Origin of the sequence: Microcoleus sp. B5-D4 (genome assembly GCF_036705145.1) — a bacterium.
Classification (GTDB): domain Bacteria; phylum Cyanobacteriota; class Cyanobacteriia; order Cyanobacteriales; family Microcoleaceae; genus Microcoleus.
In genome coordinates, this window is record NZ_JAUBTV010000010.1 from 114,616 (window position 1) to 138,363 (window position 23,748).

A 23,748-nucleotide genomic window follows, 5' to 3' on the forward strand; every position below is an offset into this window, starting at 1 on the left:
CCATGTCGAAGTCGGAGACCGCTTCTTCCTCGTCATCGTCCATGTCGAAGTCGGAGACCGCTTCTTCCTCGTCATCGCCCATGTCGAAGTCGGAGACCGCTTCTTCCTCAAACTCATCGAAGGATTCCTCCTCTGAGCTCAGTGCTGACGCTGCAGCTGCCAGACCTGCTGCTCCGGCGACTCCGGCGACTACTCCGGCGGCTGCTAAGGCCGCACCGCCCAATTTATTAGATTTGGCATCAGCGGGTGCAGCAGTTGCAGTTTGAGCTGCTGCGGGTACAGCAGTTGCAGTTTGAGCTGCTGCGGGTGCAGTAGTGGCAGTTTGAGCTGCTGCGGGTGCAGCAGTGGCAGTTTGAACCGCTGCGGGTGCAGTAGTTGCAGTTTGAGCTGCTGCGGGTGTTGGAGATGTGCCGATCGTCTGCGGCACGATATTTAAGGGCATACCCAGCGCGATGTCCGGGTCAAAATTTAGCCCCAACACTTCGATCAGGCTGTCTGCATCCGGCTTGAGTTTTGAGAAGGGCAGCATTAATTGCTGGAGTTCCGGCTCCAGGGCAGCCGCAATTCCCAGGATGAGGTAAGAAACAGGCCTTTTCCCGCCGTCGGGTGTGGCGACCGTGTTGTCAGCCGTCATGTGCAGGAGCAGCCAAGCCCGATTTACCTGGTAGTAGTCCAACCACTTCTGTTTGAGAGCAACTGAAAAAGTATCAAAAAAAGCCATAACCTCTTTATCCTCATCCTGATCGCTAGACCTATTAAACCATCATCAGGTCTAGCTCATCTTCCTCCTTCTTGACCACCGGTTGCACTGGATTTAGATAAAAATCTGAAAGTAAGGCGAATAATTCGCGATCGGGCGTGTCGTTGGGCACTACTCCTTCGGGCATTGCCAAAATCTGGTCAGCGATGTTGAGGTAGTAATCGCAGACATAGTTGAGGGAAGGATCGCTTTCGGCCATCTCAAACAATGTTTTGCCTTTGACGCGAGAAACGCGGATGTCTTCAATCAGGGGCAGCACTTCCAGCACCGGCATGGGTACAGAGTCAATGTACTTGTCGATCAAGTCGCGTTTTGAGGTGCGGTTGCCAATTAAACCAGCGAGCCGCAACGGGTGAGTGCGGGCTTTTTCGCGGACTGAGGCGGCGATGCGGTTGGCTGCAAATAAAGCGTCGAACCCGTTGTCGGTAACAATCATGCAGTAATCGGCGTAGTTCAATGGGGCTGCAAAACCGCCGCACACTACGTCACCGAGTACGTCGAACAGGATGATGTCGTATTCGTCGAAGGCATTGAGTTCTTTGAGCAGTTTGACGGTTTCACCGACTACATAGCCGCCGCAGCCAGCTCCTGCGGGAGGGCCGCCTGCTTCTACGCAGTCAACGCCGCCGTAGCCTTTGTAGATGACATCTTCGGGCCAAACGTCTTCGTAGTGATAGTCCTTTTGCTGAAGGGTGTCAATAATTGTGGGGATTAAGAAGCCAGTGAGGGTAAATGTGCTGTCGTGCTTTGGATCGCAACCGATTTGCAAAACTTTCTTGCCGCGTTTGGCTAGGGCAACGGAGATGTTGCAGCTTGTTGTTGATTTACCAATTCCACCTTTTCCGTAAACTGCTAGTTTCACTCTTGGTTCTCCTATAGGTTTCTATCAAAACGATGAGGGCTGGGTTTTCATGCTTTTTTTCGATCGCCCAATTGCAATAGCCCAATTGCAATAGCCCAATTGCAATTCCCTTACTGTCAGTCGATTTGAGATTTCAGATTTGAGATGAAAGAATGGACTCCACAGATGAATCTGGGGCTTCTCTCTAACTAAAATTTTCGATCTCGACGACTTTTGTTTGGGGCTTGTATCCGTTTTTGGGTTACGCCAATTTTGGACTCGGCCCTTAGTCACAAAAAAGCTCGGTAAGTGGGAAGCTCAGAGACTTTAGTCCTGAGAGGAAAACGACCCGGCGATTTCAATCGCTTTGAATCCCCTTGCGGGGTAGAGGGGTATGGTTGCCCCTCTGGTGAGGTATGGTTGCCTCGATCTCCCTTGCGGGGTAATGTTAGCTTCGCCAATGTTATAGAGGCTTGTTAGGCTGGCAGCACTGCCTCAGTGACTTTAAGGCTGTTTAACTACTAGCGACAGAGCAAGGGACTAGCTTCGCATCCCAGGGTGTCGTGACCTAAATAACGTAGCCAGTTAAGGCTTAGGCTGGTCAGTACAGCTTGCTCGATCGCTCTTACAAGCTCAGTGGCTTTAGCCCTGAGTTACTGACCTCGTTGAAAGCATTATTAGCTAACTTGCGATGAAAAGAAAGGGGGCGTCTAAATGAAAATGCTAGTAAATTTGTTTATTTTGCATCTTTGGGAATCTTAGCTGGTTTTTTGATATAAAAATCTATTTTTAGATTATTTTTAGATTTTAAATAAATTTTAGAATACTTTCTTAATATAAAGAGGTACAAAAATAAAACAAAAATTAACTTCTCAAACAATCTGGGCTTTTGGCTTTGGGGCTAGGATGCAGGCAGTTGATGGCTTGTGCGGGTAAGTGGAACGGTCCTAAAGGCGCTAGTGGATGAGGCAAACTCGAAGTGAGTTCGGATCAGTTGGGTCAGGGGAGGGCAAAGTTATGGGATTTGAGATTTGAGATTTGAGATTTGAGATAGGGAAAGATTGACTTTGCTGGGGTTTCTGGTGTTTTGTAAAAAATTGTGAATTTTTAGGCAATGGTGGGGAGTCGGAGAGTGGGGGAGTGAGTCGGAGAGTGGGGGAGTGGATTGGGAGAGTGGGGGATTGGGAGAAAATCAAGTCTTCCCCATGACTACGGATACCAGTTGAAAAAAAGAATGCAACTGTAGACCCGCGATCCAAACCACGAGCTTCATCAGTCATTTCCAATTCTTCAATCGAAAATCGAAAATCGAAAATCGAAAATCCTATGGCTGCTGACTAATGACAACTGACGATCGGAATCTCGATCGCAAATTCAGTGCCCCGTCCAGCTTCCGAAACGCAGTCGAGCCGCCCCCCGTGCTGTTCGACGACTAAATGGTAAGAAATCGACAGTCCCAACCCAGTGCCCTTGCCGACTGGTTTGGTAGTAAAAAACGGGTCAAATAATTGGCGGCGAATCTCCTCCGGTATGCCCCGCCCGTTGTCGGAAATGCGGATCGCCACAAAATCGCCGCCAACAACTTCAGTACGAATTGTAATTGTGGGAACAGTCAATGGAGAATTAGGATTTGACGGAGGTGAATTTTTCGCATTTCTCGTCGCCCATTCCCCTTTCTGGATTTCTTCATCCAAAGCATCAATAGCATTGCCGATAATATTCATGAACACCTGATTTATCTGACCGGCACAGCACTCGATGTGGGGCAAATTGCCGTATTCTTTAATAATCTCGATAGTTGGATGTGCGCCGTGGGCTTTGAGCCGGTGCTGCAAAATCAACAAAGTGGTTTCGAGTCCGTCGTGAATGTCAACGAGCTTGATGTTAGATTGATCCGATCGCGAAAAATTACGCATCGACACAACTATTTGGCGGATGCGCTCGGTTCCTACTTGCATAGAAGACACTAGCTTAGATAAGTCTTCTACCAAAAAATCGACTTCCATCTCTGCGGCTGCTTCCCGAATTTCCGAGGCTGGTTCGGGATAGTGCTGCTGGTAAAGTTGCAAAAGTTGGAGCAATTCTTTGATGTAGTGGCTGGCATGGGAAAGGTTGCCGTAGATAAAATTAACAGGATTGTTAATTTCGTGAGCGATACCGGCAATCATTTGTCCCAAAGAAGACATTTTTTCGGTTTGCACCAATTGACTTTGAGTTTGCTGCAACTTTCGCACAGTTTGCTCTAATTGCTGCGCTTGATTTTTCAAGCAAGTCTGCTTTCGCCGCAGCACTTCTTCGACTCGCTGGCGCTTGATAATATCCCGTCTCAACAATTCATTTGATTCTAAAAGTTGAGCGGTGCGTTCTTCAACTTGTTTTTTTAAGTCGTCGTGAGCTTGGCGCAGGGCTTCTTGGGCCCGCTGCCGCTCTAAAATTTCTTGCTGCAAAAGTTCGTTGGCTTTCTGCAATTGGGTGGCTCGATCGTCCACTGCTTGTTGTAGCAACTCGATCGTCCCATACATTTCAGATTGGTTAAAAACTTGTGGCAAATTTGTCTGAGACACAACGCCCAAAAGCTCTCCCTGGCTGCCAACTACTACCAAACGGCGGACGCAGTGGCGCTGCATGGACTGGTGGACACTCCAGAGGGAATCGGCCGGAGATATGCAAAATAAAGGCGCACTCATGGCCCTTGCAGCCGGGATTTCCGAGAGGTTGAGTTCGAGGGCGTGAAACTGCACGATGTCGCGCTCGGTGACAATGCCGATCGGAATTTGGTAATTTTGTGTTGGTGCGATCGCCCGATCGGGATGCTGAGTTTGCTCTTTGACAATGACGACGGAACTAACTCGATGCTTGACCATGAGCTGGGCTAAATCGAGGGCTGAGGCAGTTGTTGTGGCAGAAATCACTTGGTGCGTCATGACATCTGCTGCACAGCGCAAATTGGTTAGCAAGTTAATCGGTTGCAGGGCTTCGTGAATGGCTTCGCGGGTGATGATGCCCAGAAGTCGCGAGTCCTCGTCCACTACGGGCAAATGCCGGATGGAGTGCTGGCGCAACATGAACATAGCTGTGAAAATATCTTGAGACTCGGATTGTTTGAGGGTAATGGGCGATCGAGTCATTACGTCAGCAATTGTCAGTCCGACTGTACAAGCAGCGACGGTAGTTAGCTTGACGATATCCCGTTCTGTAAAAATGCCGATCGGCCGATTATCTTCGACGACTAAGACGCAACTGCGCTTGGCTGCACTAGCAACAGCGTTTTGTTTTTCGCCACAAAGCTGACAGGAGACGCGCATGGGGTTCATGAGAGCCAACACTTGGGCGATCGGGGTTTCTGGAGCCACGGTGAGGGGGTGGCGGTCGATCGCCCGATCTAGAGGTGACGAGTAGAGCGGCCGGCTGTTAGGTCGTCCAGCGGGTTCTGATGATTTAATTACCGACAACTGCGGGGCTGAATCTAGGAAATGCTGTAATTGTTCTTCTTGTAGCATGATTATTAATTTTAGTTAATGAATTGTTACAATTTTGCAGACTGGGGTTGGCAGACTTAGCATTAATTAAGCGGGTGACAGATGCTCGATCGCCTAAAATCTGATTGCTAGAACACTCTTATTTAATTTTTATTTTTTAAATCCTATGTCGTGGACTCCCTTAAGTCATCGAATTCATCACTTGCCACTTATCCTTGCGGGCCCGATTTTGCGTCGGACTGAAAGTCGGGCCGTGACAGTTTGGCTGGCTCTGAAAGCACCCCGCCAAGTCGAACTCAAGGTTTATTCGACAGAGGGCGGAACCGGCGAAATTGTCGAGCTGCCCTTGCTGCAAGGTGCCAACTCTACCGTGCAGCTCGGCAAATACCTGCACGTAGTCGCGGTGACTGCTAAACCAATTAACAGCAATGTCTTGACATCCGGACAAATTTATGCTTATGACATCGAGTTTACTGGGAGTCGCGAGTCGCCATCGGGGGTGGCAGTCCCAGAAAATGAGAAAGAAAATCTCATTTCTTGTCTGTGGCCGCCGTCCCCTGATTTATCGGCTTTGGGATTGGAGACGATCAGTTATTTCGCCCACCAGTTGCCCACTTTTGCCCTGCCGCCGCAGGATTTAAACTATTTGCGTATCGTTCACGGTTCTTGTCGCAAGCCCCACGGAGACGGCAGAGATGCGCTGCCAATCTTGGATAATTCGATCGAACAGTTTGCAGGAACAGCAAATAGCAGGCCCCACCAACTGTTTTTAACGGGCGACCAAATTTACGGCGACGACGTTGCCGATGCCATGCTGTGGGCCTTGACTGACGCTGGCGATACACTGTTGGGCTGGGAAGAAAGTCTACCCCTGATGGATGATGCCCAAATAAAAAAGAATTTGTGTATCAGTATACCTAAAAATTCGGAAAACGAAAATGCAGTTGGCCAAGAGAGGGAAATTTTTAGAGAGTCGCCAATTCAGAAACCGTCTGATGCTGAGTATCAGTCCAAAAAACCAATTGAGTTACAGCCGGGGACTCGCAGCGATGTTGCCAGAGATTTTGGCGGGTTTACGGCGATGTTGGTGAATAAACCCAACAATGCTAAAAGTCACTTGTTTAGCTTGGGCGAATATTATGCGATGTATTTGTTAGTTTGGTCGCCGGTACTCTGGTGTACGAGTTTTCCGAAGGGTAAGGATATTTGTCAAGTTTCTAAGCAGGCAAAAGTCTGGGATAGAGAAGTTGTTGAACTTAACGGTTTTGCTCGCAATTTGTGGAGAGTGAGGAGGGCGCTAGCGAATATTCCTACTTATATGATTTGCGACGACCATGATGTTAGCGACGATTTTTATTTGAATCGAGAGTGGTGTTACCGGGTGCTGGGAAAGCCGCTGGGCCGGCGGGTGGTGCAGAATGCTTTGCTGGCTTACGCTGTGTTTCAGGCTTGGGGCAATACGCCTGCACAGTTCGATCGCGAAGAACCGGGAAATAAATTATTCAAGGCTGCTGAAAAATGGTCGGCTTCTGCTGGTACGGATGTTTCTGCTTGGGAGGAGGCGGCTTTGTATTTGGGAATTCCAGGACTCGATCCGAAAACTCATTTGCCTAAGTTGAAATTAGATGAAGATGTTTTTATTTTGGATAGAGATGACGATGGTGTAAATGAGGTTTTGAATTGGCATTTTACTGTGAGAAGTTTTAAGCACGAGGTGATTGTGCTGGATACGCGCAACTGGCGGGGGTATCCGGTGAAAAGCGCGATCGATCCACCCATGCTTTTGACTCACAAAGGTTTTGAGGAGCAAATTCAGAAACCTTTGAGGGAGACTGATTTGCTGAATAAAACAGGGGATTTTGAGATTGAGGCGACGCTGGTAATCGTGCCGACCAATTTGGTGGGTTTGTGGATTATTGATGCGGTGCAAAAGTGGGATGTGGAACAGGGGAAGGTTTTTAATAGTGATGCGGGGGATGCTTGGAATTTTCATGAGTTAGCTTTTGTAAAGCTGTTGTCGGAGTTTTTTAAGCAGCGCGATCGGGTGATTGTGTTGAGCGGGGATATTCACTATGCTGCTGCTGTGCGGCTGAGTTATTGGTCTGATTGTCATTTTGGCGATTCTCGGCCGAATATTGAGCCTTTGACGAGGGATAATTATCGGTCAAATTGTCAATATTCTGTGTTGGCGCAGTTGACTGCTAGTGCTTTGATCAATGAGGAGTGGAAAACGCATTTAATTCATACTAAGATTAAGTCGCTGTTTCCTGAGCGATCGCACGAATGTTTGGGATGGAATGAGCCGCTGGAATTAATGAAGATTTCGAGGGGTGGCAGAAAGAAGGCTATGGCTGCTGGTCTCAGAAATAGACAATCTCTGCCTGATTGGGGCTATCGGATTGACTGGATTAAACGGCAAAGAGCTCGGGTATTTTTGCTGCTAGAAAAGGGAACTGCGTCAGATAGATCGCATAAAAATAAACAATTGTCATTTCTGCGTAGGTTGTGGAATTTTATATCGCTGTTGTGGCGCAATCGCTGGCTGCAAGAGGGTGATGAGATTGTGGGATATAGCAATATTGCGATCGTCAGTTTTCAGTGGCCTGCTGAGGGTGATGGGGAGAAAGCGGTGATGCAAAATGTTTATTGGCGGCCTCTTTGGGAGCCGGATAGTGTGGTTTACAGTCAATATTTTGTGCCACTGGGATTGGATGAGGATGATTAGATTCACGATTTCTTGAAGAAGTCGGGGATTTGGATATGGGTACAATATTGTGTTGAGTTTGTGGCCGTGTCCGCCGGGGGTTGAAACCCCAGTCTCATAGCTAAATTCGGTTGGAACTGAGATGTTTCATCATTCTCAAGAACGGGCAAGATGCCCGTTCCACAACAGATAAATTTTATTGTGGAACAGGCATCTTGCCTGTTCCTAAAAAAGTAATTGAGAATGGTGCAATATCTCAGTTGGAACTGAGATGTTTCACCATTCTCGCTTAACAGGCAAGATGCCTGTTCCACAAAGAATAAGTTTTCTTGTGGGGAGTCGCAGAATTTCCATAGCCAGCCGACTTGCTAAATCAGTTAAAAGCCAGACGCAAAAAGTCGAGGGCGGACTTGGCAAATATGGAAGTTGTTTGGGACATATTAGAAAACCATCAGCACGAAAGTTGAGCGGAAAACTAACCTTCTTGCTGTGCAATGAACGTTAAACCCTTGATGGATCTAGGAGAGAATAGCAAGCCCGTGACGAGATTTGAACTCGTGACTTCCTCCTTACCAAGGAGGTACTCTACCACTGAGTTACACGGGCATAAAAAATTAAGAACCTCCAATTAAAAAATTAATTTTTAATTCTTAAATTTTAACTTTTTATTAAATTGAGGTGGGCCGAGCTAGATTTGAACTAGCGTAGGCGTAGCCAGCGGATTTACAGTCCGCCCCCATTAACCGCTCGGGCATCGACCCATTGCCATCACAGTTATACATCCTAGCACCAGAATCTTTATTTGCAACATTATATTTGAAACTCTAATCATTAAGGGGAGAACACATAAGTGAGTTAGGGGCAAAGGGGAAAATTGAACACTGTTTCAGGTGTGCATTGCTACGTCTAGGCTGGGTGTCCGCCCGGAGCACCCTAAGTCTAGACTTAGCCCAAATCCCTACTTCACTAATTCCCCGGTTTCTTGCAGGGAGTGGAGGCGACGGTAAATACCTTGTTGACTCAAAAGTTCTTCGTGGCTGCCAACTTCGACGATTCTACCGCCGTCGAGTACGACGATCGCATCGGCTTCGCGAATTGTACTCAGTCGGTGGGCAATAATTATGGTGGTGCGAGTACCGAGGATATTTCGCATGGCTATCTGGATCGATCGCTCGCTTTCATAGTCCAAACTAGAAGTAGCCTCATCAAAAATTAACACATCCGGCTCCACCAAGAGCGCCCTCGCAATCCCCAATCGCTGCCGCTGACCGCCGGACAACCGCATTCCTCTCTCCCCGACCACGGTATAGTAACCTTGGGGCAACAGCCGCACAAAATCGTCTACTTTGGCAATGCGACAAGCATCCTCAACTTGCTCGAAAGTTGCATTTCGGTTTCCGTAAGTCAAATTTTCCAGCAAAGTACCGTTAAAAACGTCTACTTCTTGGTGGACAATCGCTAAACGCTGGCGGTAGCGAGTCACGTCTAAGCTGCAAATGTTTTCGCCGTCGATCAGAATGCGGCCGGAGTTGGGTTCAAAGTAGCGAAACAGAAGTTTAACTAAAGTCGATTTTCCGGAACCCGATCGCCCGACTAATGCTACAGTTTGTCGGGGATGAATCAATAAATTCACATCCTGCAAAACTGGTTTTTGACTGTCGTACCCGAAGGTCAAACCGCTGAACTCAACTTTGCCGGTAAATTTATAAGGTGGCTGTGCCGATCGAGCATTTTCTGCTAAATTAACCGCATCCACACCGTCTGGCGTTTGCATAAACTCGTGGAACCGGATCATTGAAGAATAACGCCTCGCCAATGATTCGGCGATAATGCTAATCGGACGCAGTTGCGAATATGCCATGCTTGCCAACGTGTAAACGGTAACAAAATATCCGATGGAAATTTTGCCTGCAACCGTGGCTGCTAGGTTAAAACCAAGAACTGAAAACAAACACAACTGGACGATTGTCTGCTGGTATGTCCCCAGGGTGACGTATCCTTTGTGAATGCGGTGGATCACGACTTTTAATTCGCGATCGAGTCTGGTGGTTTGCCTTTTGAGTTCATCGCTTTCTGTGGCAAAAGCTTTGACTGTTTTGATGTTGGTGATAATTTCCGAGTTGCGGCTTTCGGTATCTTCGATGTATTCATCGAGAATTTCTTCCCGCGTAGTCACCTGTTGCAGGCCTTTGAGGGTGAAACTGAGGATAAATAGGAATGAAACCAAAATTAATAAGCCAATCCGCCACTCAATTAAGCAGATAACGGCAAAAATGCCGATTAAGCGGACGACTTCGGGGATGAATTCGCCAGCAATTTCTGGGTAAGTCCAAGTATGGTTGGCGATGCCTTTGGCAATGCGGCTGGCAATCCGTCCGGCGTTGTTTTCGTCGTAGAATTCTAGGGGTAAGGTGAGGATTTTGCCGATCGCACTTCTCATTCGATCGCGCCTCGCCCTCAATGGTATCGCCCAGTGAAACCAATTTCCTACCCAAGGTTCGATCGGTGCTTTGGCTACTGTTACCACAAAAATTATGCCCAGCAAGACGGATAGCGATAATATTTTGTTGGGTGAGTTCTGGGTAACAGAGGCGATCGCTGTTATGAGTTTTTGCGTTACTGTATCTGTAGCTTGACCCGACAATACGTTTAATATTTGACCGATCGCGTAAGGTACAAGCAAATCGGCTAGTGCCAAAATGCTGGATGCGCCTATGCTGTAAACTGAGCTTTTCCAGTAGCGACTGTAGTATTTGAAGATGTCCTGAAAGCTTGCCATAAATTCTTGTTGAGATACAACCCTTGCAAACACTTGCATCTAAAATTGCGCTCTCGGCGCGCTTTGTTTACAAGTGTACTACAAAAGTAGTCGATCGGGGATTCATCTCGGCTCATGCTAGCGACTCGCCCGATCGGGTGATTTATGGCAATCATTCGATCGTCAGCAATCGATCGGCATTCCTGGGCAATAAATTCAAGACTAAGGGCAAAAAAATGCAAAAGACAGAATTTTTCTTAAATTCTGCCTTCTGAGCAATGCCTTATAAGTTTTACGTTTGAGTAGTCTTTTAGCTGAAGGTGTAGGCTGATTGCAATGCCCACCAGATCAAGAAGCCGATTCCGCCGGCAATGACAATCGCCGAAATGGCGATCGCTATAGGACTGTCAGCTCCCTTGAACTTCATGATTCCGCGATTTAAATCTGACATGACAGTGTTCTCCCACAATTCCAGCTTGATTGTAGCTTTGCCGTGGGCCGATGGCGGTCAATTTTCACGGCAATTACTGATTTGGTTAATGATCGGGCTGCTGAAATTGCAGGTGGGGAGTGGGTTTCGGGGGGTTTACGGGATTTGTGAAAAAAACTTACTAAAAAGACTTGACAAATTTCGAGAAGTGAGACAATATTGTTAATACCGCAGGAAATGCGGGTGTAGCTCAGTGGTAGAGCGTCACCTTGCCAAGGTGAATGTCGCGCGTTCGAATCGCGTCACCCGCTTTAGAAGATAAAAAAAATCACGAAAACCGGAAAGTAGATCAAGAAAGTTTTCAGTATCCTCCTAATGAAGGATGGTTGAAAATACCTAAGTTAGTGGTAAGATTGAATGCAGAACTTGCAAGTCAAAATTGCCGATCGGGCGAGATCTCGGAACAGCAGTTGAAAGCCTCGCTATGGCGGAATTGACAAGTTTGATTAAGTGGATATGTTAACGATTATTTTTGCAAAAACGCTTTTTTTATCCGATCGCTCGTGCCATCTCAAAAAGCTCCAAAAATTGACTTAAACGATGAATACCCCTGTCCTTGCCGGCGCCGGGGTCGTCTCGTGCCGATAACGTTGACAGAAGCCTTTGGCTGCAACCGCTGTCAGCAAATATTTGTATTGGAGGAAAGCGGACACGTCATCGAGCAACTATCAACGAACTATCCTTACAAGCAGGCTTGGCGGTGGACAGGGAACCAGTGGAACAGAGCCCATCCGGGTTTGAAGGCTCATTACTTGCCACTGGCTTTGGGTATGATATTGGTGCCGCTAGTGATTTGGTTGCCCTTGGCGCTACACTCGCCGGGCCCGAATATTATTCTGTGGGCAATGGTCGCCGTGCTGCTAGCCATGCTGCCGGCGCTGATGGTATGGCTCGCTTACAGGCGTTAGCTAGATGATAATAGAGGATTTTACCCATTCATCAGATGCCGCAAATGTCGCGCGTCGCGCTTATCAAGCTTCTTTGGAGTTGGCTGCGACAAAGAGTGCGGATCGCGCGGCAGGTTTGCAGGCGATGGCGGGCTCGCTGAAACGCCGGCAAAATGACATTTTAGAAGCAAATACTCTGGATCTAGAAGCGAGTCGGGACATGGCGATTCCCGAGTTGATTGTGGAGTGGCTGAAGCTGACGCCGGAACGGATCAAGACAACTGTGCAAATTCTGCAACGGTTGGGGGAAATGCCAGATCCGATCGGCAGGGTGATCAATGCTTCTTATCAGGTCGATCGCTGTCAGGTGTACTGTCAGTCCCTGCCACTGGGGGCGATCGCTCTAATTTACGAGGCGTTTCCCGAGTTGGGGGCGATCGCCGCAGGTTTGTCTCTCAAAAGCGCTAACAGTTTGATTCTAAAAGGCGGCAGCGAAAGCTGGCAAACTAATGCTGTAATTGGGGAAGCTTTGGTGTCGGCGATCGATGAGGTAGGTTTGCCATCGGGATGTTTGCAGGTACTGCCGCCGGATCGGGGCGCTTCGATCCGAGAATTGGTCACTCAAGACCAATATCTCAATTTAATTATTCCCTACGGTAGACCAAGTTTGGTGCAGCAGGTGGTAAGGCTGTGCACAGCACCAGTTTTGAGGTCGGCAATGGGAAATTGCTACCTTTATTGGTCGCCGACTGGTAGTTTGGAGATGGCAAGGTGGATGATTTTGGACAGCCATCAAAGCGTGCCAGATCCTGTTAATGCGATCGAGAAAGTGCTGATCGATCGCAACCAAAAGCCTTCTTCCTTAGTCAGGCTTTGGAACAGTTTAAAAGAAAAAGGCTTTCAAATTAGCGCCGATGCGGATCTTGTCGCAGATTTCCCAGAGTTGAAGCTGGCGGAACCATACGAGTGGACTCAACCGTATTTAAACAAAACCATAGCGTTTAAAGTTGTCGATAGTTTAGAGATTGCGATCGGCTGGATCAACCGCTACAGCAGCGGCCACGCTGACTGCATCGCCACTGAATCTTACTTAGAAAGTCGCCAATTTGCTCTGGATGTTAACAGCGCCTCAACTTTTATTAATGCCTCACCTCGGTTTTGGCGTTATCAAAATCGGGGAGATGCGATATTTTTGGGAATGTCCAACCAAAAAGGTTATCGGCGAGGATTGATCGGGTTAGATACGCTGACGACAATTAAAGAAATTGTTCAGGGAAACGGACTTTTTTAATCTTATAGGTTATTTAGGATTGGTTATTGGGATTAAACCCAACTGAAAATTGGGAGACTATTATCGATGCGTAAGCCTTTAATAGTTGTTCCAAAAATATTTTTATAGGATACAATAATATCTGGGTAGAACAATCAGGCAGCCTTGATATAAAGCAATTTGATCACAAGCTCCCGGATAGCCGCAGTGGAGACCGAGAAAATCTCCGCATCCTAACAATAAGCCGCCGGATTTATGTGTGGGTTCAATCTAAAATCGGGTACGGGATCTAATTAAATTTAGAAACTTATTAAGTCACATGAAAATACTCTTAGCGATAACATGAAATCAGAAAAATTACTCCATACTCTAGACAAGGCGGCAACGCCGATTTTAGGCGAAGAAACGCTAATTCCACACTCAGTATACGCTAAGAAATTGCGCCCACTTCTGCCATCAGAAGCCTTTACACCCGATGGTAGTAAGTTGGTTATACTGTTCATTAATATGGGCATTTTGCTACTGGGTTGGGGAATTGCCGCTCGTCTAGATCATTGGCCTGTATATCTCTTATGGCTTTATTTACCTTTAGCTTTGATTATGGGTAATAGTGTAATAGCTTTATCATTTATCTCCCATGATTTCATGCACGGTAGTGTGCAGAAAAAGTCTCGCCTGACTGATCTCATTAGTTTTCTCGGGTTCGCAATGTTGTTTATGCCCCCGACTCAGTGGAAATCTCTTCATAACCTTGTACATCACAGTAAAACAAATTCTTTAGGAGATCCCGATCGCAATTACCTCTACGAACAGCCTAATACTTGGGGAAAATGGATTCAAAATTTCTTTGTACCATCTCTTGACTTCAATCCATTTTGGTTCTTCATAGTAGGGATGGCAGGCTCGTGGTTATTTCATAATTTTTCCAACCTCTCTTCGATCCTGTTGTTTAATAATAAGTCTGTTGATTATGTGCCGGCTGCTTTTACAGTCAGTGTTCGGGATAGGTGGACAATTGCCCTTGAGTTTATCGGAATTTTATGCTTGCATTTTAGCATCTTATTCTATTTAGGCTTTCATCCCCTAAAACTCGCTTTGGGCTATTTTCTCCCGCTAGCCATTGGTCATTCAGGAATCATGTTTTATATCTACACGAATCATCTGGTTTGCCGGATGACAAGTGTTAATGACCCGCTGATTAATAGTCTTTCAATACGGGTTCCTAAAATAGTTGATCTGTTGCATTTCAATTTTTCATATCACACGGAGCATCATATTTTCCCTAGTCTTAACTCAGACTATTACCCTTTGGTTCAAGAGTTGATCCAAACTCACTATCCTGGGCGGATGAATTTACTGGATGCTGGTGAAGCTTGGCAATTGTTAATGAAAACTCCTCGGCATTACAAAGATGAAGTTACGTTAACTGATTATTTAGGGGAAACTTCGGTAAATTGCCCTCTTGATAATTCTGCTGTAACACCTTTGCCATAGCTAAATACACTGGTTACTCTCACAATTTCCCCCCAGACTACAACTAGAAACCGACGCTAACGACTAATACAGAGTAAGGTGTGCACTGCACACCTTACTTTGAGATATCGTGCTGAATTTTTAATTCTACATACTGATACTATTTAGCACCAACGAAGGCTTGAGAGCAAAATAAGGGATTACTCGTTTTTGATTGTTGGCATCAATCCTTTGTTCTGCCATATTCAAATTTTGCTGGAACTGTCTGGCCAAAAGTTGGATCGGCGTTCCCTCAAAAACTTCATCGAAGCTCATCCGGTAGAGTTCTTGGAAAGATTTATCGTAATAACCTAAACGGTCATATCGATAAGCTGACAAAATAAACATAATTTTCAGTTGTTCAGCCGCTCGCTTGTACGGAGGAAGCAACCGTAAAATGTCCTTTTCCGTAATCACTTCGAGAGTCCCAGAAGCATTAATTTTGGGAATGTCCCGGTATGCTGCCAAGGGCATATTGGCAGCAAAACTCATGTATTCATACTGGGGAAAATTGACTGCTGAATGCTGCGGGCCGCAGGTAAAAATTATGGTTGTGACAATTTTAATTAATTGTTCAACTGTGTCGATTTTGCTGGGCATTCCTTTGACTTTACCGCCCTCATTCGAGGCTAATTCTTGGGCCCAAGTTTGCAGTTCCACATCTTGGACGAGTGCTTCATTTGTCGGGTAAAAGAATTTGAGATAGCCACATACAAAGGTTTCGATCGCATCCCACAGCAGTAATCCATCATCTCGGTAAGGATAGTGAGGCAGTTGATTTGGATCGTCCATGCCCCGATTTTTCAGTTCGGTTGGGAAGGCAAATTGATCCAGACTCCAGTTGCTGCAAGCCTCTCTAGCTATTTCCATTGTCTCTGGCAAGCTACCGCTTAGCAAGTCATCGACTGGCCCGCCCGGAGCGATCAAATAAGAACGCGCCAGCTCGTTGTTAGTCAACATAAACCGAAAGTGCGGTTTCAGCAGCAGGCTAAGGGGGTGATTTTTAGCCAACTGTCGGGCGGTGACGATCGCAATTGGTTCCATCACCAGATGAGTTCGACCTAAATGCGAACTCATTTCGTGGTGATTGGCATCTGCTACTTGCACGCAGAGTTTCGCAAACAGCCAATCCACAGGAGGATCGAACGGGGTGTAAAGATGGCTATTTGGCGTCGGATCTAGTTGAATGGCGATCGGCACCAGTTCACCGCGATCGCGAATTCCCGTCCACCGCCAAGCGAAAAAAGCTCGCGGTTTCGGCAAGAATTTTCTGCCTTTTTCATAGCTGCCGCCTCCAATTTTTGAAGGCGCGCGATAGTGTTGGTCGCTACCCGTATAATCGGCAATGTAAATGTTTTTTTGTTGCAACTCTTGGCCCAGATCGAATAATGGGTGAAAGCTGGAAATTTGTGCCAGTGTTTGCGCCCGAGGATCGCCGGCATCTAACAAACGAAGCACCATCGGATTTGCTCCAGACAGGCGCTGTTCTGCAAAAGAGCGATCGGTTTGGTAGATTTTGGCAACAGCAGGTAGCGGCAGCAGAGTAAAGAAATCTTCATAGTCTTGGAGCTCGTCGAGAGGATCGAGAAAACTTCTCGAATCGGCCGCCAGCATATTTCCGGGAAGTTCCGATGTTGCTAGTATCCGCTCTCCAATATACTTGCTCGAAAAGTTCTCGACTGGTGGCAGATCTTTCAATAATGCCAAAGGTGATAAACTGTCATGGTCAAACTGATAAGCTTGTTGCTGACGATTCAAGGAATCTTGGCGCTGTTCTTGGTTCGGGTCGTCTTGAGGAAGAGAAGGTTTCATTTTGTCTACCATTGTATAAATCAACTCTCTTTTTGTAGTAAAATATCGCAGATCATCACTACTGATCGAGGATGGAATTTAAAAAGTATTGTGCAGGCTCACGCTTGATATAGGTCTTATTCACCGAGCAATAATCTTATTCCGGATTTTTTTAAACTCAGAAAAATTCCTCAAAAGAAGGCAACACTTCTCGATCGCCCTAAATCTAGGTTGAAAGGTTTCATTCTCCCGATAAGTAGCTCGCACTCAAGAACCCCGACTTCTTTGAGATGTCGGGGTTCGGGGTGTTAGGTTTTTTGAGCGGGGTCTACTGATTAGCGGTTATGCACGAACCATTAAATATTGACCGTTGCCGTTATATTCGCCGTCGCAACTTGCGAAATTAGACACAAACCAAATCAAGTAAAACCGCCAGATGCGACGAAATTTGGCATAGTCCATACCGTAGTCTAAATCTTTGACTATTGCCTGAGAATCGTCAAAGTTTTTCAGCCAATTAGTTAAGGTTGTAGAGTAATTGTATCCGTTGAGATACCAGTTTTTTATGGTTTTGAGGTCTTTGTTGTGGCTGGGAACGGCATCGTATTTCCAGTAACGACCGTGGGGAAAAACGTATTTGTGGGTGAAAACGCTGGACATATTGTTGGGGATGCGAACTGTGATGATATGAATCAAAACGCGGCCGTTATCTTTGAGGAAAGATGCGAGCTTTTGGAAAGCTTTGGTTAAATTGCCTACATGACAAAAAACTCCGATCGAGAGAATTTTGTCAAATTTGGTCTCGAATTGAGCGTCGTTCAAATCACCTTCATAGAGGGTAAATCGACCTGAACTAAGGTAGCTTTCGGGGTCTTGCATCTTCTGACGCATATACTCGCATTGGCGATGGCTCAAGTTAACCCCCGTAAAGGTGACATTGGGGAATTTGGAAAGAATGTAATTAGGAACACAACCCCAACCGCAGCCAAAGTCTAAAATATTGTCACCATCTTGAATCTCTAGCTTTTCAATCACATCATCAATCATCTGCATTTGCGATTGTTCAAGGTTGGCGGCTCCTTTTTCCCACAACCCCATGCTGTATTTAGGATAAATGAGTTTCCCGTCGCCTAACATCGGATTCAGCATGGCTTGAGGTAAGTCGTACTGAATCTTCATTAAATCCCGTGACCCTTCGGCTGTATGGTCTGTTTCTGTTAGTACCCATTCGTAGGGTGCAAGCAGGGACGGGAAATGCTTAAAAAAGACGGGCATACAGGTATCAAAAAGCGATCGCAATACTGAATCTGGGACTTCTAATCCGTTGATGTAAGACTCTGCTACTGCCATTTGCACCGTGTTAACTGCACTGACTGCGAGGCGGGTTGCTCCGTAGGCGATCGGACTTTTGGTATGGATATTTCCTACGAGTGGAATGTGGTTTTCGATGCTTTGTAGGGCTGTTGATGAACTCATGGTTATACTGGTTTTAAAGATGCTGCTATTCTATCTCACGAAAATTGGGTGGTTGTTAGAGAGCAAAAAAGCTGAAACTATTGCCAAGTCAGGTTTTCACAGCTTACCTCCCCAAAATCCTAAAAATATATGGCTGTTGAAGGGGATTTGATAACGGATTTATAGGGCTTTGGGCGATCTTAATTTTATTAAGAATTATGTCAGTCCATTTTAGATTTTAGATTTTGGATTTTAGATTAACTCCACAGCTTGAATGGGGGTACTTTCACGGTGCGATGGCGGTTTTAGTGCTCAGTTATACCATTTGAGATTTTAGAATTGAGAATGAATGATGAGCTAAGAGTTGGACTATTGCCTAGAGTTGCTTTCTTTTTTTAAACTGGTGTCAGTTGGGCGCTTGAGCTGACGAAATGAGAAGCAAATGCCGATCGCGACTTATAGTTAAGGAATCAGGGGATACAGAAAAAATGCCGAGAAACCGGGTTTGCATAAAGGTTCGCTGCAATAACAGATGTCCGCGAGATTCCTCGCTAATTAGCTAGACGCGCCACATATGCCACAGATTCACTATCTGCCGGACGATCGCTCGATCAAGATAGACGACGACGATATAATTCTGGAATCTTCCCTGCGTGTCGGCATTCCCCACACCCACATCTGCGGCGGTAGCGCCCGGTGCTCGACTTGTCGCGTATTGATTGTCGAAGGTTTGGAATTTTGCTCCCCGCGCACTTCGCCGGAAGAGGAACTTGCCAAAAAATTGCGTTTAGATCCCGAAATTAGGCTGGCTTGTCAGACGCAGATTGCGGGCGGCAAGGTGATTTTGCGCCGACTGGCGATCGCTCTTTTGGGCTAGACGTTAAAGCGGGTGACTGGTAGCCATCATAACCAACACTCCAATTTTAAACAGAACCGCGATCGCCCTTCCTCCATCTCTTCAACAACTCCGGCGTAACCAAACCTTGCGGAAAAAAGATTGTCCCCAAAACAATCAGCAACCCAAAAATAATTAACCGCCCATCCCGCAGAAATTGCGCCAACCAAACCGGCAATCCCTGAATAGTCGCCATTCCCCTCAAAACCTCCGGCAAAGCAGTAAACACCATCCCACCCAAAACTGCTCCCAGAAACGTTCTGCTACCACCAATCAATACAGAAGTCAAGTAAATAATACTAGCATCAAAAGTCCCTTGACGCGCGTTCCAAGTATTAAGGAAATGGGCGCTAACTGCACCCACAACCCCAGCTAAAACAGCACCTAACGTGAAAGCCAAAACCTTATAAAAAGTTGGGTTAATGCCGATCGCATCAGCCGCCAACTCATCAGCCCGAATCGCCGCAAAAGCCCGACCTACCCGAATCCGTTCCAGCCGATAGACAATCGCCATACTTACCAAAAGTAAAGGTAGTACAATCCACAAATACTCGATCGGCGTCGCAAACGGTTGTGGAATCCCAAAAATGCCCACAGCCCCGCCAGTAATATCGAGATTCAGCGATAAAACCCGCAAAATTTCCACAAAAGCAATAGTTGCGATCGCCAAATAAATCCCACTTAACCGCAGCGCCGGAATGCCCACCAAAATCCCCAGCAACCCCGAAACAACCCCTGCAATTATCATCTCCACTAACAACAATGGCAGTGGAAATAAACCCCCTGTCTGCTTCAACACTGTCGTAGACAAAATCGCCGCAATATACCCACCCAACGCATAAAAACCCGGGCTAGCCAGAGACAACTGACCAGTCATTAGAGGCAAATACAGCGACATTCCCAACATTGCACCCAGCAACATCGAGACAATGAGAAACCCATAAGTAGTAAAAAAGGTAGCCATTTGATTTTAGATATTTTAGATTAGAAGTTATTAAGGAAAATCGGGTTAGCTTGGTTTCCAATTGGGATTTATTAAGCTAGTCTGAATATGGTCTTCCCACCGACCATTTATCAACAAATAGTCTCTAGCGTAACCTTCCACCACAAATCCCAATCTTTTAAGTAGATTACAGCTACGCTGATTGTGAGGCATATAATTTGCCATAACGCGATGTAAATTTAACTCTTCAAAAACATATTGAATTGCAATTCTCACAGCTTCTGTCATATAACCTTTACTTTGTTTCGCTTCTGCCAGATTATATCCCAAAAAGCAGAAATGACCGGCACCTCGTACAAAATTATCAAAATTAACGTTACCGACAATATACTCAGGATTATCCTTCTCAAAAATCCATAGCTTTAAAGATCTGTCTGATTTAAAGCCTTGGAAATCTTTCTCTACTTGTTTTTCCCAATAACTTTCCGTTAAAAATTCCTCCGCCCACTGTCGGTGCCAGGGAGTAAAAAACCTTTGATTGTCTCTGTAAAATTTAATTATTTTGCAGATATCCTCTTGATTGGCTAATCGCAAAAAAAGGCGATCGCTTACTATTAATGAAACTTCCGAAGTCATCAAACTGCCTCTGAGGTATGAATAAGTTTTATAGGTAAGTATATAAAACTCCACAACAGTGGATAAGGGCTGGTTTAGCTATAGTCTTTGCTGGAAACCCGTTTTCCCTTTTCAAAACCGTCTTGGCTTACGATATGTCCTGCAAATCAGCCTAGACTTTCTGAATCAAACGCCGTCCAAACAAACCCTGCGGTCTAACCAATAACATAATAAACAATATGGCAAAAGCAACAGCATCCTTATAAGCCGAAAAATCACCAGGCACAAAAGCCTCAACCAAACCAATCATAAACCCACCCAAAACCGCCCCAGGAATACTCCCCAACCCCCCAAGCACAATCACCGCCAAACCCTTCAAACCAAAAGCAATACCAAAGTACGGCCCAGCAATACTCACACTAGAACCCACCAAACTCCCCGCCAAACCAGCCAGAAAACTACTCACAAAAAACGTCAATACAATGTATCGATCGGTATCAATCCCCAACAAACTAGAAGTAGTAGCATCTTCAGCCACCGCCTGCATTGCTTTGCCAAACTTAGTGAAATTTATTAAGTAAGTTAAGACAGCCACAATCGCAACTGATACCGCAAAAATTACTATTTGAACAGTCCGAATTGGAATCGGTTTATCCGCTGTACCGAAGTTAATCGCAGCAGGCAAATAGCCGTAAGTGTTAGCAGGAAAGGTGTAAATCTCCGCACCTACAAGATATTGGATGATATTGGCGATCGCCACCGCCACACCCAAACTAGAAACCACCGTCAGCAGAGGATCAGAGAGTCGGCGGCGCAAAGGTAAAAAAGCAATTCGTTCAACAATTACTCCTACCAAACCAGCCATGACACTTCCCAAAATTAATGCCACAGCAAAAGGCAACTGCACGGGAATTCGAGCATTAGCCCACAACCCATTAAAACCGAAAGCACCTCCCATCAGCGCATATGTAAAATAAGCACCCAAAGTAAATACTGCACCGTGAGCAAAATTAATAATTCCCAAAATAGAAAAGACCAGCGTGTATCCCAGGGCAAAAATAGCATACACGCTGCCGATCGACAAACCATTCAAAAATTGTTGCAAAAACAGAGTTAAGTCCATCACCAGTTAGAGATTCGGCATCAACATTAAATCATTCAAAAACCAACAGCATACAATTTTTACTCTGACTTCTGACTTCCCCCCTTGGGGGGCAGCGGGGTTAACCTCACACTCACACTCAATAACTCATCCGTGTATCCGTGTCAAAATCCGTGTCGTGCCCTCATTTCAAAAACTCAAACTTACCACTATTGCCATCAGCCTCCATCTTAATCCGTGCCACATAAAACTCTTTCTGATTAATCTCACCTTCAGGCGTAAAAGAAATTTCCCCCAAAGGCGTATCGTACTTACCACCCAACAACTGCTGATTCAAATTTGTACGCAACTCTGCCAACGGCTTTTCGCTAACCTTAGACTTAGCATTAATGGCCTTTAATGACTCAACAAAAACTTGTACGCCAGTAAAAGCTTGTGCGCTAAATTGAGGCGGTTCCTTCTTGAATTGAGCGCGATAAGCATTGCGAAAAGCCTTATTAACTTCATTTTCATATTCCGGGCTGTAGGCTTGGGCAATCAAAACCCCATCGCAAAGAGCCTTGCAAACAGGAAATACATTAGAAGTATTCAGACCGTTGCCCCCAATGATAACGCCTTTGTATCCCAACTCCCGCAATTGCTTAATTAAATTGCCTCCATCGGCGGCCAACCCGGAAATAATTATCAAATCGGGGTTGACATTTATTGCGTTAGTAGCTTGAGATTGGAAATCTGTATCAGTAGTCAAGAATTTTTGGATTGTTGCCAATTCCAGCCCCATATCTTTAACCGTTGTCTGAAAAGTTTCAGTCTCAGATTTGCTAAAAGCATCATTCTGAGCAAAAAACACGGCTACTTTCTTAATATTGGGATTTTGCTTCAGTGCAGCTTTCACCGCATTAGGTGCTACCACGGCCACAGGCGCGGAGACTCTGGCCACATAATCGCCAATCTGGGGAATGCCTTTAGCGGTGTTGGAGGGTCCGAGTACGGGAACTTTTGCTCGATCGGCGATCGGATCTGCACTAAAAGCTTGTTGCGAGAGAGTTGGCCCCACAATCCCCACCACCTTATCCTGATTGATCAGAGTATTGAAGGCATTGATCGTCCCTTGTTCATCTCCACCGGTATCTTGGAACACCAGTCTAATCGGCGTCCCATCCACACCGCCCTTATCGTTGAAATACTTCTCAGCAATTTTCGCGCCAGCCACCTGTTCCTGACCCAGTAAAGCCACATTGCTAGTTTGGGCCACCCCAATACCTATAGATATAGTGTTGGAACTCCCCCCAGGCGAACCCTCTGGGGAAGCACCGGGAGATGGCGAAGTCGCCGGAGATGCTGTAGTAGAGGTTTGGGGAGTGTTCGTCTGACTGCAAGCCAGCAGCAGTGAAGCGCAGGTAACGAACAAGGCACTAGGGCGAGGGGCAGGTTTTTTCATGAGCGGGCGATCGAACATCTATATATAAAACAGCTACACGTAGAGATATTCTACCCATGCGCGGTAGATACTCCCCTCAAAAGTCCCATCTTGCCCAAAAAAAAGACCCCTTCCCGGAAAGAGGAGTCAGCCAGCGGAGGCCGGATCGGAAATCAACAGCTCAAACCCTTGGTGTGTATAGGTTCAAAAAAAAGTCAAAAATATTTTCACAAAACGCTTGACAACTCTGGGGAGAGTTGATACATTAATAAAGCGCCAGAAGGGAAGCGGTTCACTGAACCACGAACTAAAGGTGCGAAGAAAGGCAAAAAACTGAACCTAGAAAAAAGAATAGTTTGAAAGCTTAAAGCACTATTAACCTCGTCAAAAAATTAAGATAGAGAGTAAAAGCATCGCTGATACTCAATATCGCAAACAACGAGAAAAAAGTCAAGGGAAAAAAACCAGCATTTGTGCTGAGTAGAAAGAACTTGACGTAAGCCAAAAAAAACAATCCAACACGGAGAGTTTGATCCTGGCTCAGGATGAACGCTGGCGGTCTGCTTAACACATGCAAGTCGAACGGAGTAGAAATACTTAGTGGCGGACGGGTGAGTAACGCGTGAGAATCTGCCTTCAGGACGGAGACAACAGTTGGAAACGACTGCTAAGCCCCGATGTACCGAAAGGGAAAATATTTATAGCCTGAAGATGAGCTCGCGTCCGATTAGCTAGTTGGGGGGGTAAAGGCCCACCAAGGCGACGATCGGTAGCTGGTCTGAGAGGACGATCAGCCACACTGGGACTGAGACACGGCCCAGACTCC

20 protein-coding genes, 3 tRNA genes and 1 rRNA gene are annotated in these 23,748 nt (G+C 46.1%); 11 read left to right on the forward strand and 13 right to left on the reverse strand.

The genetic code is table 11. The features are described 5' to 3' along the window. The 3 genes from QUB10_RS07465 to QUB10_RS07475 all read right to left on the reverse strand — a co-directional run. Window positions 1–721: DUF5331 domain-containing protein (locus QUB10_RS07465; protein ID WP_333200903.1), on the reverse strand; the 721-nt coding region annotated here is incomplete at its 3' end. A gap of 34 nt (window positions 722–755) precedes the next feature. Continuing rightward, window positions 756–1,622, reverse strand: a complete 867-nt coding sequence (bchL, locus tag QUB10_RS07470) for a ferredoxin:protochlorophyllide reductase (ATP-dependent) iron-sulfur ATP-binding protein (protein ID WP_006634709.1) — start codon at window positions 1,620–1,622, stop codon at window positions 756–758. A 1,316-nt stretch (window positions 1,623–2,938) separates the two neighbouring features. Beyond that, complete coding sequence (locus QUB10_RS07475; RefSeq protein ID WP_333200905.1) at window positions 2,939–5,101, reverse strand: CBS domain-containing protein; 2,163 nt, start codon at window positions 5,099–5,101, stop codon at window positions 2,939–2,941. Window positions 5,102–5,246: 145 nt separating this feature from the next. On the opposite strand from QUB10_RS07475, the gene QUB10_RS07480 reads away from it, so the two are divergent. From QUB10_RS07480 to QUB10_RS07490, 3 genes are all read left to right on the forward strand, one after another. Continuing rightward, window positions 5,247–7,805: a PhoD-like phosphatase gene (locus tag QUB10_RS07480; protein ID WP_333200908.1), complete on the forward strand. Its 2,559-nt coding sequence runs from the start codon at window positions 5,247–5,249 to the stop codon at window positions 7,803–7,805. Between the two features lie 110 nt (window positions 7,806–7,915). Further along, window positions 7,916–8,077 (forward strand): hypothetical protein, encoded by a 162-nt coding sequence (locus tag QUB10_RS07485; RefSeq protein WP_333200909.1) that lies wholly within the window; start codon window positions 7,916–7,918, stop codon window positions 8,075–8,077. 8 nt (window positions 8,078–8,085) lie between these two features. Next, on the forward strand, window positions 8,086–8,289 hold the full coding sequence (locus QUB10_RS07490; RefSeq protein WP_333200911.1) for a hypothetical protein: 204 nt from the start codon (window positions 8,086–8,088) through the stop codon (window positions 8,287–8,289). Window positions 8,290–8,318: 29 nt separating this feature from the next. On the opposite strand, the gene QUB10_RS07495 is transcribed toward QUB10_RS07490, so the two are convergent. The 3 genes from QUB10_RS07495 to QUB10_RS07505 all read right to left on the reverse strand — a co-directional run bounded on the left by QUB10_RS07495 (window position 8,319) and on the right by QUB10_RS07505 (window position 10,563). Next, window positions 8,319–8,390 (reverse strand) — tRNA-Thr (locus tag QUB10_RS07495). A gap of 73 nt (window positions 8,391–8,463) precedes the next feature. Continuing rightward, window positions 8,464–8,545, reverse strand: a tRNA-Tyr gene (locus tag QUB10_RS07500). 197 nt (window positions 8,546–8,742) lie between these two features. Then, window positions 8,743–10,563, reverse strand: coding sequence for an ABC transporter ATP-binding protein (locus tag QUB10_RS07505; RefSeq protein WP_333200913.1), 1,821 nt, complete (start codon window positions 10,561–10,563; stop codon window positions 8,743–8,745). Window positions 10,564–10,586: 23 nt separating this feature from the next. Between QUB10_RS07505 and QUB10_RS07510 the strand changes: the two genes are divergently transcribed. Then, entirely contained in the window at window positions 10,587–10,817 is a 231-nt protein-coding gene (locus QUB10_RS07510) for a hypothetical protein (protein ID WP_333200914.1), read from the forward strand. Between the two features lie 35 nt (window positions 10,818–10,852). Here the strand turns inward: QUB10_RS07510 and QUB10_RS07515 are convergent, their stop codons facing one another. Next, a complete protein-coding gene (locus QUB10_RS07515) occupies window positions 10,853–10,993 on the reverse strand; it encodes a hypothetical protein (RefSeq protein ID WP_172188980.1) in 141 nt (46 codons plus the stop codon). Window positions 10,994–11,211: 218 nt separating this feature from the next. Here QUB10_RS07515 and QUB10_RS07520 point away from each other — a divergent pair. The 5 genes from QUB10_RS07520 to QUB10_RS07540 all read left to right on the forward strand — a co-directional run bounded on the left by QUB10_RS07520 (window position 11,212) and on the right by QUB10_RS07540 (window position 14,683). Continuing rightward, a tRNA-Gly gene (locus tag QUB10_RS07520) sits at window positions 11,212–11,283 on the forward strand. Continuing rightward, a complete protein-coding gene (locus QUB10_RS07525; protein WP_333200916.1) occupies window positions 11,254–11,469 on the forward strand; it encodes a hypothetical protein in 216 nt (71 codons plus the stop codon). Before QUB10_RS07520 ends, QUB10_RS07525 begins: the two co-directional genes overlap by 30 nt. A gap of 66 nt (window positions 11,470–11,535) precedes the next feature. Then, window positions 11,536–11,940, forward strand: a complete 405-nt coding sequence (locus QUB10_RS07530; protein ID WP_333200918.1) for a hypothetical protein — start codon at window positions 11,536–11,538, stop codon at window positions 11,938–11,940. A gap of 4 nt (window positions 11,941–11,944) precedes the next feature. Continuing rightward, window positions 11,945–13,210 (forward strand): glutamate-5-semialdehyde dehydrogenase, encoded by a 1,266-nt coding sequence (locus QUB10_RS07535; RefSeq protein ID WP_333200920.1) that lies wholly within the window; start codon window positions 11,945–11,947, stop codon window positions 13,208–13,210. Between the two features lie 321 nt (window positions 13,211–13,531). Beyond that, window positions 13,532–14,683 carry a fatty acid desaturase gene (locus tag QUB10_RS07540; RefSeq protein WP_333200922.1) on the forward strand — a complete coding sequence of 384 codons (1,152 nt, stop codon included), beginning with the start codon at window positions 13,532–13,534 and terminating at the stop codon, window positions 14,681–14,683. A 126-nt stretch (window positions 14,684–14,809) separates the two neighbouring features. On the opposite strand, the gene QUB10_RS07545 is transcribed toward QUB10_RS07540, so the two are convergent. Beyond that, entirely contained in the window at window positions 14,810–16,513 is a 1,704-nt protein-coding gene (locus tag QUB10_RS07545) for a lipoxygenase family protein (RefSeq protein ID WP_333200924.1), read from the reverse strand. A 321-nt stretch (window positions 16,514–16,834) separates the two neighbouring features. Next, window positions 16,835–17,968: a class I SAM-dependent methyltransferase gene (locus QUB10_RS07550; RefSeq protein WP_333200926.1), complete on the reverse strand. Its 1,134-nt coding sequence runs from the start codon at window positions 17,966–17,968 to the stop codon at window positions 16,835–16,837. Between the two features lie 553 nt (window positions 17,969–18,521). Between QUB10_RS07550 and QUB10_RS07555 the strand changes: the two genes are divergently transcribed. Continuing rightward, complete coding sequence (locus tag QUB10_RS07555) at window positions 18,522–18,824, forward strand: 2Fe-2S iron-sulfur cluster-binding protein (RefSeq protein ID WP_333200928.1); 303 nt, start codon at window positions 18,522–18,524, stop codon at window positions 18,822–18,824. Between the two features lie 46 nt (window positions 18,825–18,870). Here the strand turns inward: QUB10_RS07555 and QUB10_RS07560 are convergent, their stop codons facing one another. The 4 genes from QUB10_RS07560 to QUB10_RS07575 all read right to left on the reverse strand — a co-directional run bounded on the left by QUB10_RS07560 (window position 18,871) and on the right by QUB10_RS07575 (window position 22,943). Further along, the gene (locus tag QUB10_RS07560) at window positions 18,871–19,806 is read right to left on the reverse strand and encodes a branched-chain amino acid ABC transporter permease (protein WP_333200930.1); all 936 of its coding nucleotides are present in this window, start codon (window positions 19,804–19,806) and stop codon (window positions 18,871–18,873) included. A gap of 45 nt (window positions 19,807–19,851) precedes the next feature. Beyond that, window positions 19,852–20,421 carry a GNAT family N-acetyltransferase gene (locus QUB10_RS07565; RefSeq protein ID WP_333200932.1) on the reverse strand — a complete coding sequence of 190 codons (570 nt, stop codon included), beginning with the start codon at window positions 20,419–20,421 and terminating at the stop codon, window positions 19,852–19,854. A gap of 151 nt (window positions 20,422–20,572) precedes the next feature. Next, window positions 20,573–21,523 (reverse strand): branched-chain amino acid ABC transporter permease, encoded by a 951-nt coding sequence (locus tag QUB10_RS07570; RefSeq protein ID WP_333200934.1) that lies wholly within the window; start codon window positions 21,521–21,523, stop codon window positions 20,573–20,575. Window positions 21,524–21,686: 163 nt separating this feature from the next. Continuing rightward, window positions 21,687–22,943 carry an ABC transporter substrate-binding protein gene (locus QUB10_RS07575; RefSeq protein WP_333200936.1) on the reverse strand — a complete coding sequence of 419 codons (1,257 nt, stop codon included), beginning with the start codon at window positions 22,941–22,943 and terminating at the stop codon, window positions 21,687–21,689. 496 nt (window positions 22,944–23,439) lie between these two features. Between QUB10_RS07575 and QUB10_RS07580 the strand changes: the two genes are divergently transcribed. After that, window positions 23,440–23,748 (forward strand): 16S ribosomal RNA (locus tag QUB10_RS07580); the annotation flags it as partial.

Coding starts and splice junctions, on each gene's coding strand:
- QUB10_RS07475 (WP_333200905.1), bottom strand. CDS start 5,101: ATGCTACAAGAAGAACAATTACAGCATTTCCTAGATTCAGCCCCGCAG.
- QUB10_RS07480 (WP_333200908.1), top strand. CDS start 5,247: ATGTCGTGGACTCCCTTAAGTCATCGAATTCATCACTTGCCACTTATC.
- QUB10_RS07490 (WP_333200911.1), top strand. CDS start 8,086: ATGCCTGTTCCACAAAGAATAAGTTTTCTTGTGGGGAGTCGCAGAATT.
- QUB10_RS07505 (WP_333200913.1), bottom strand. CDS start 10,563: ATGGCAAGCTTTCAGGACATCTTCAAATACTACAGTCGCTACTGGAAA.
- QUB10_RS07515 (WP_172188980.1), bottom strand. CDS start 10,993: ATGTCAGATTTAAATCGCGGAATCATGAAGTTCAAGGGAGCTGACAGT.
- QUB10_RS07525 (WP_333200916.1), top strand. CDS start 11,254: ATGTCGCGCGTTCGAATCGCGTCACCCGCTTTAGAAGATAAAAAAAAT.
- QUB10_RS07535 (WP_333200920.1), top strand. CDS start 11,945: ATGATAATAGAGGATTTTACCCATTCATCAGATGCCGCAAATGTCGCG.
- QUB10_RS07540 (WP_333200922.1), top strand. CDS start 13,532: ATGAAATCAGAAAAATTACTCCATACTCTAGACAAGGCGGCAACGCCG.
- QUB10_RS07545 (WP_333200924.1), bottom strand. CDS start 16,513: ATGAAACCTTCTCTTCCTCAAGACGACCCGAACCAAGAACAGCGCCAA.
- QUB10_RS07550 (WP_333200926.1), bottom strand. CDS start 17,968: ATGAGTTCATCAACAGCCCTACAAAGCATCGAAAACCACATTCCACTC.
- QUB10_RS07555 (WP_333200928.1), top strand. CDS start 18,522: ATGCCACAGATTCACTATCTGCCGGACGATCGCTCGATCAAGATAGAC.
- QUB10_RS07560 (WP_333200930.1), bottom strand. CDS start 19,806: ATGGCTACCTTTTTTACTACTTATGGGTTTCTCATTGTCTCGATGTTG.
- QUB10_RS07565 (WP_333200932.1), bottom strand. CDS start 20,421: ATGACTTCGGAAGTTTCATTAATAGTAAGCGATCGCCTTTTTTTGCGA.
- QUB10_RS07570 (WP_333200934.1), bottom strand. CDS start 21,523: ATGGACTTAACTCTGTTTTTGCAACAATTTTTGAATGGTTTGTCGATC.
- QUB10_RS07575 (WP_333200936.1), bottom strand. CDS start 22,943: ATGAAAAAACCTGCCCCTCGCCCTAGTGCCTTGTTCGTTACCTGCGCT.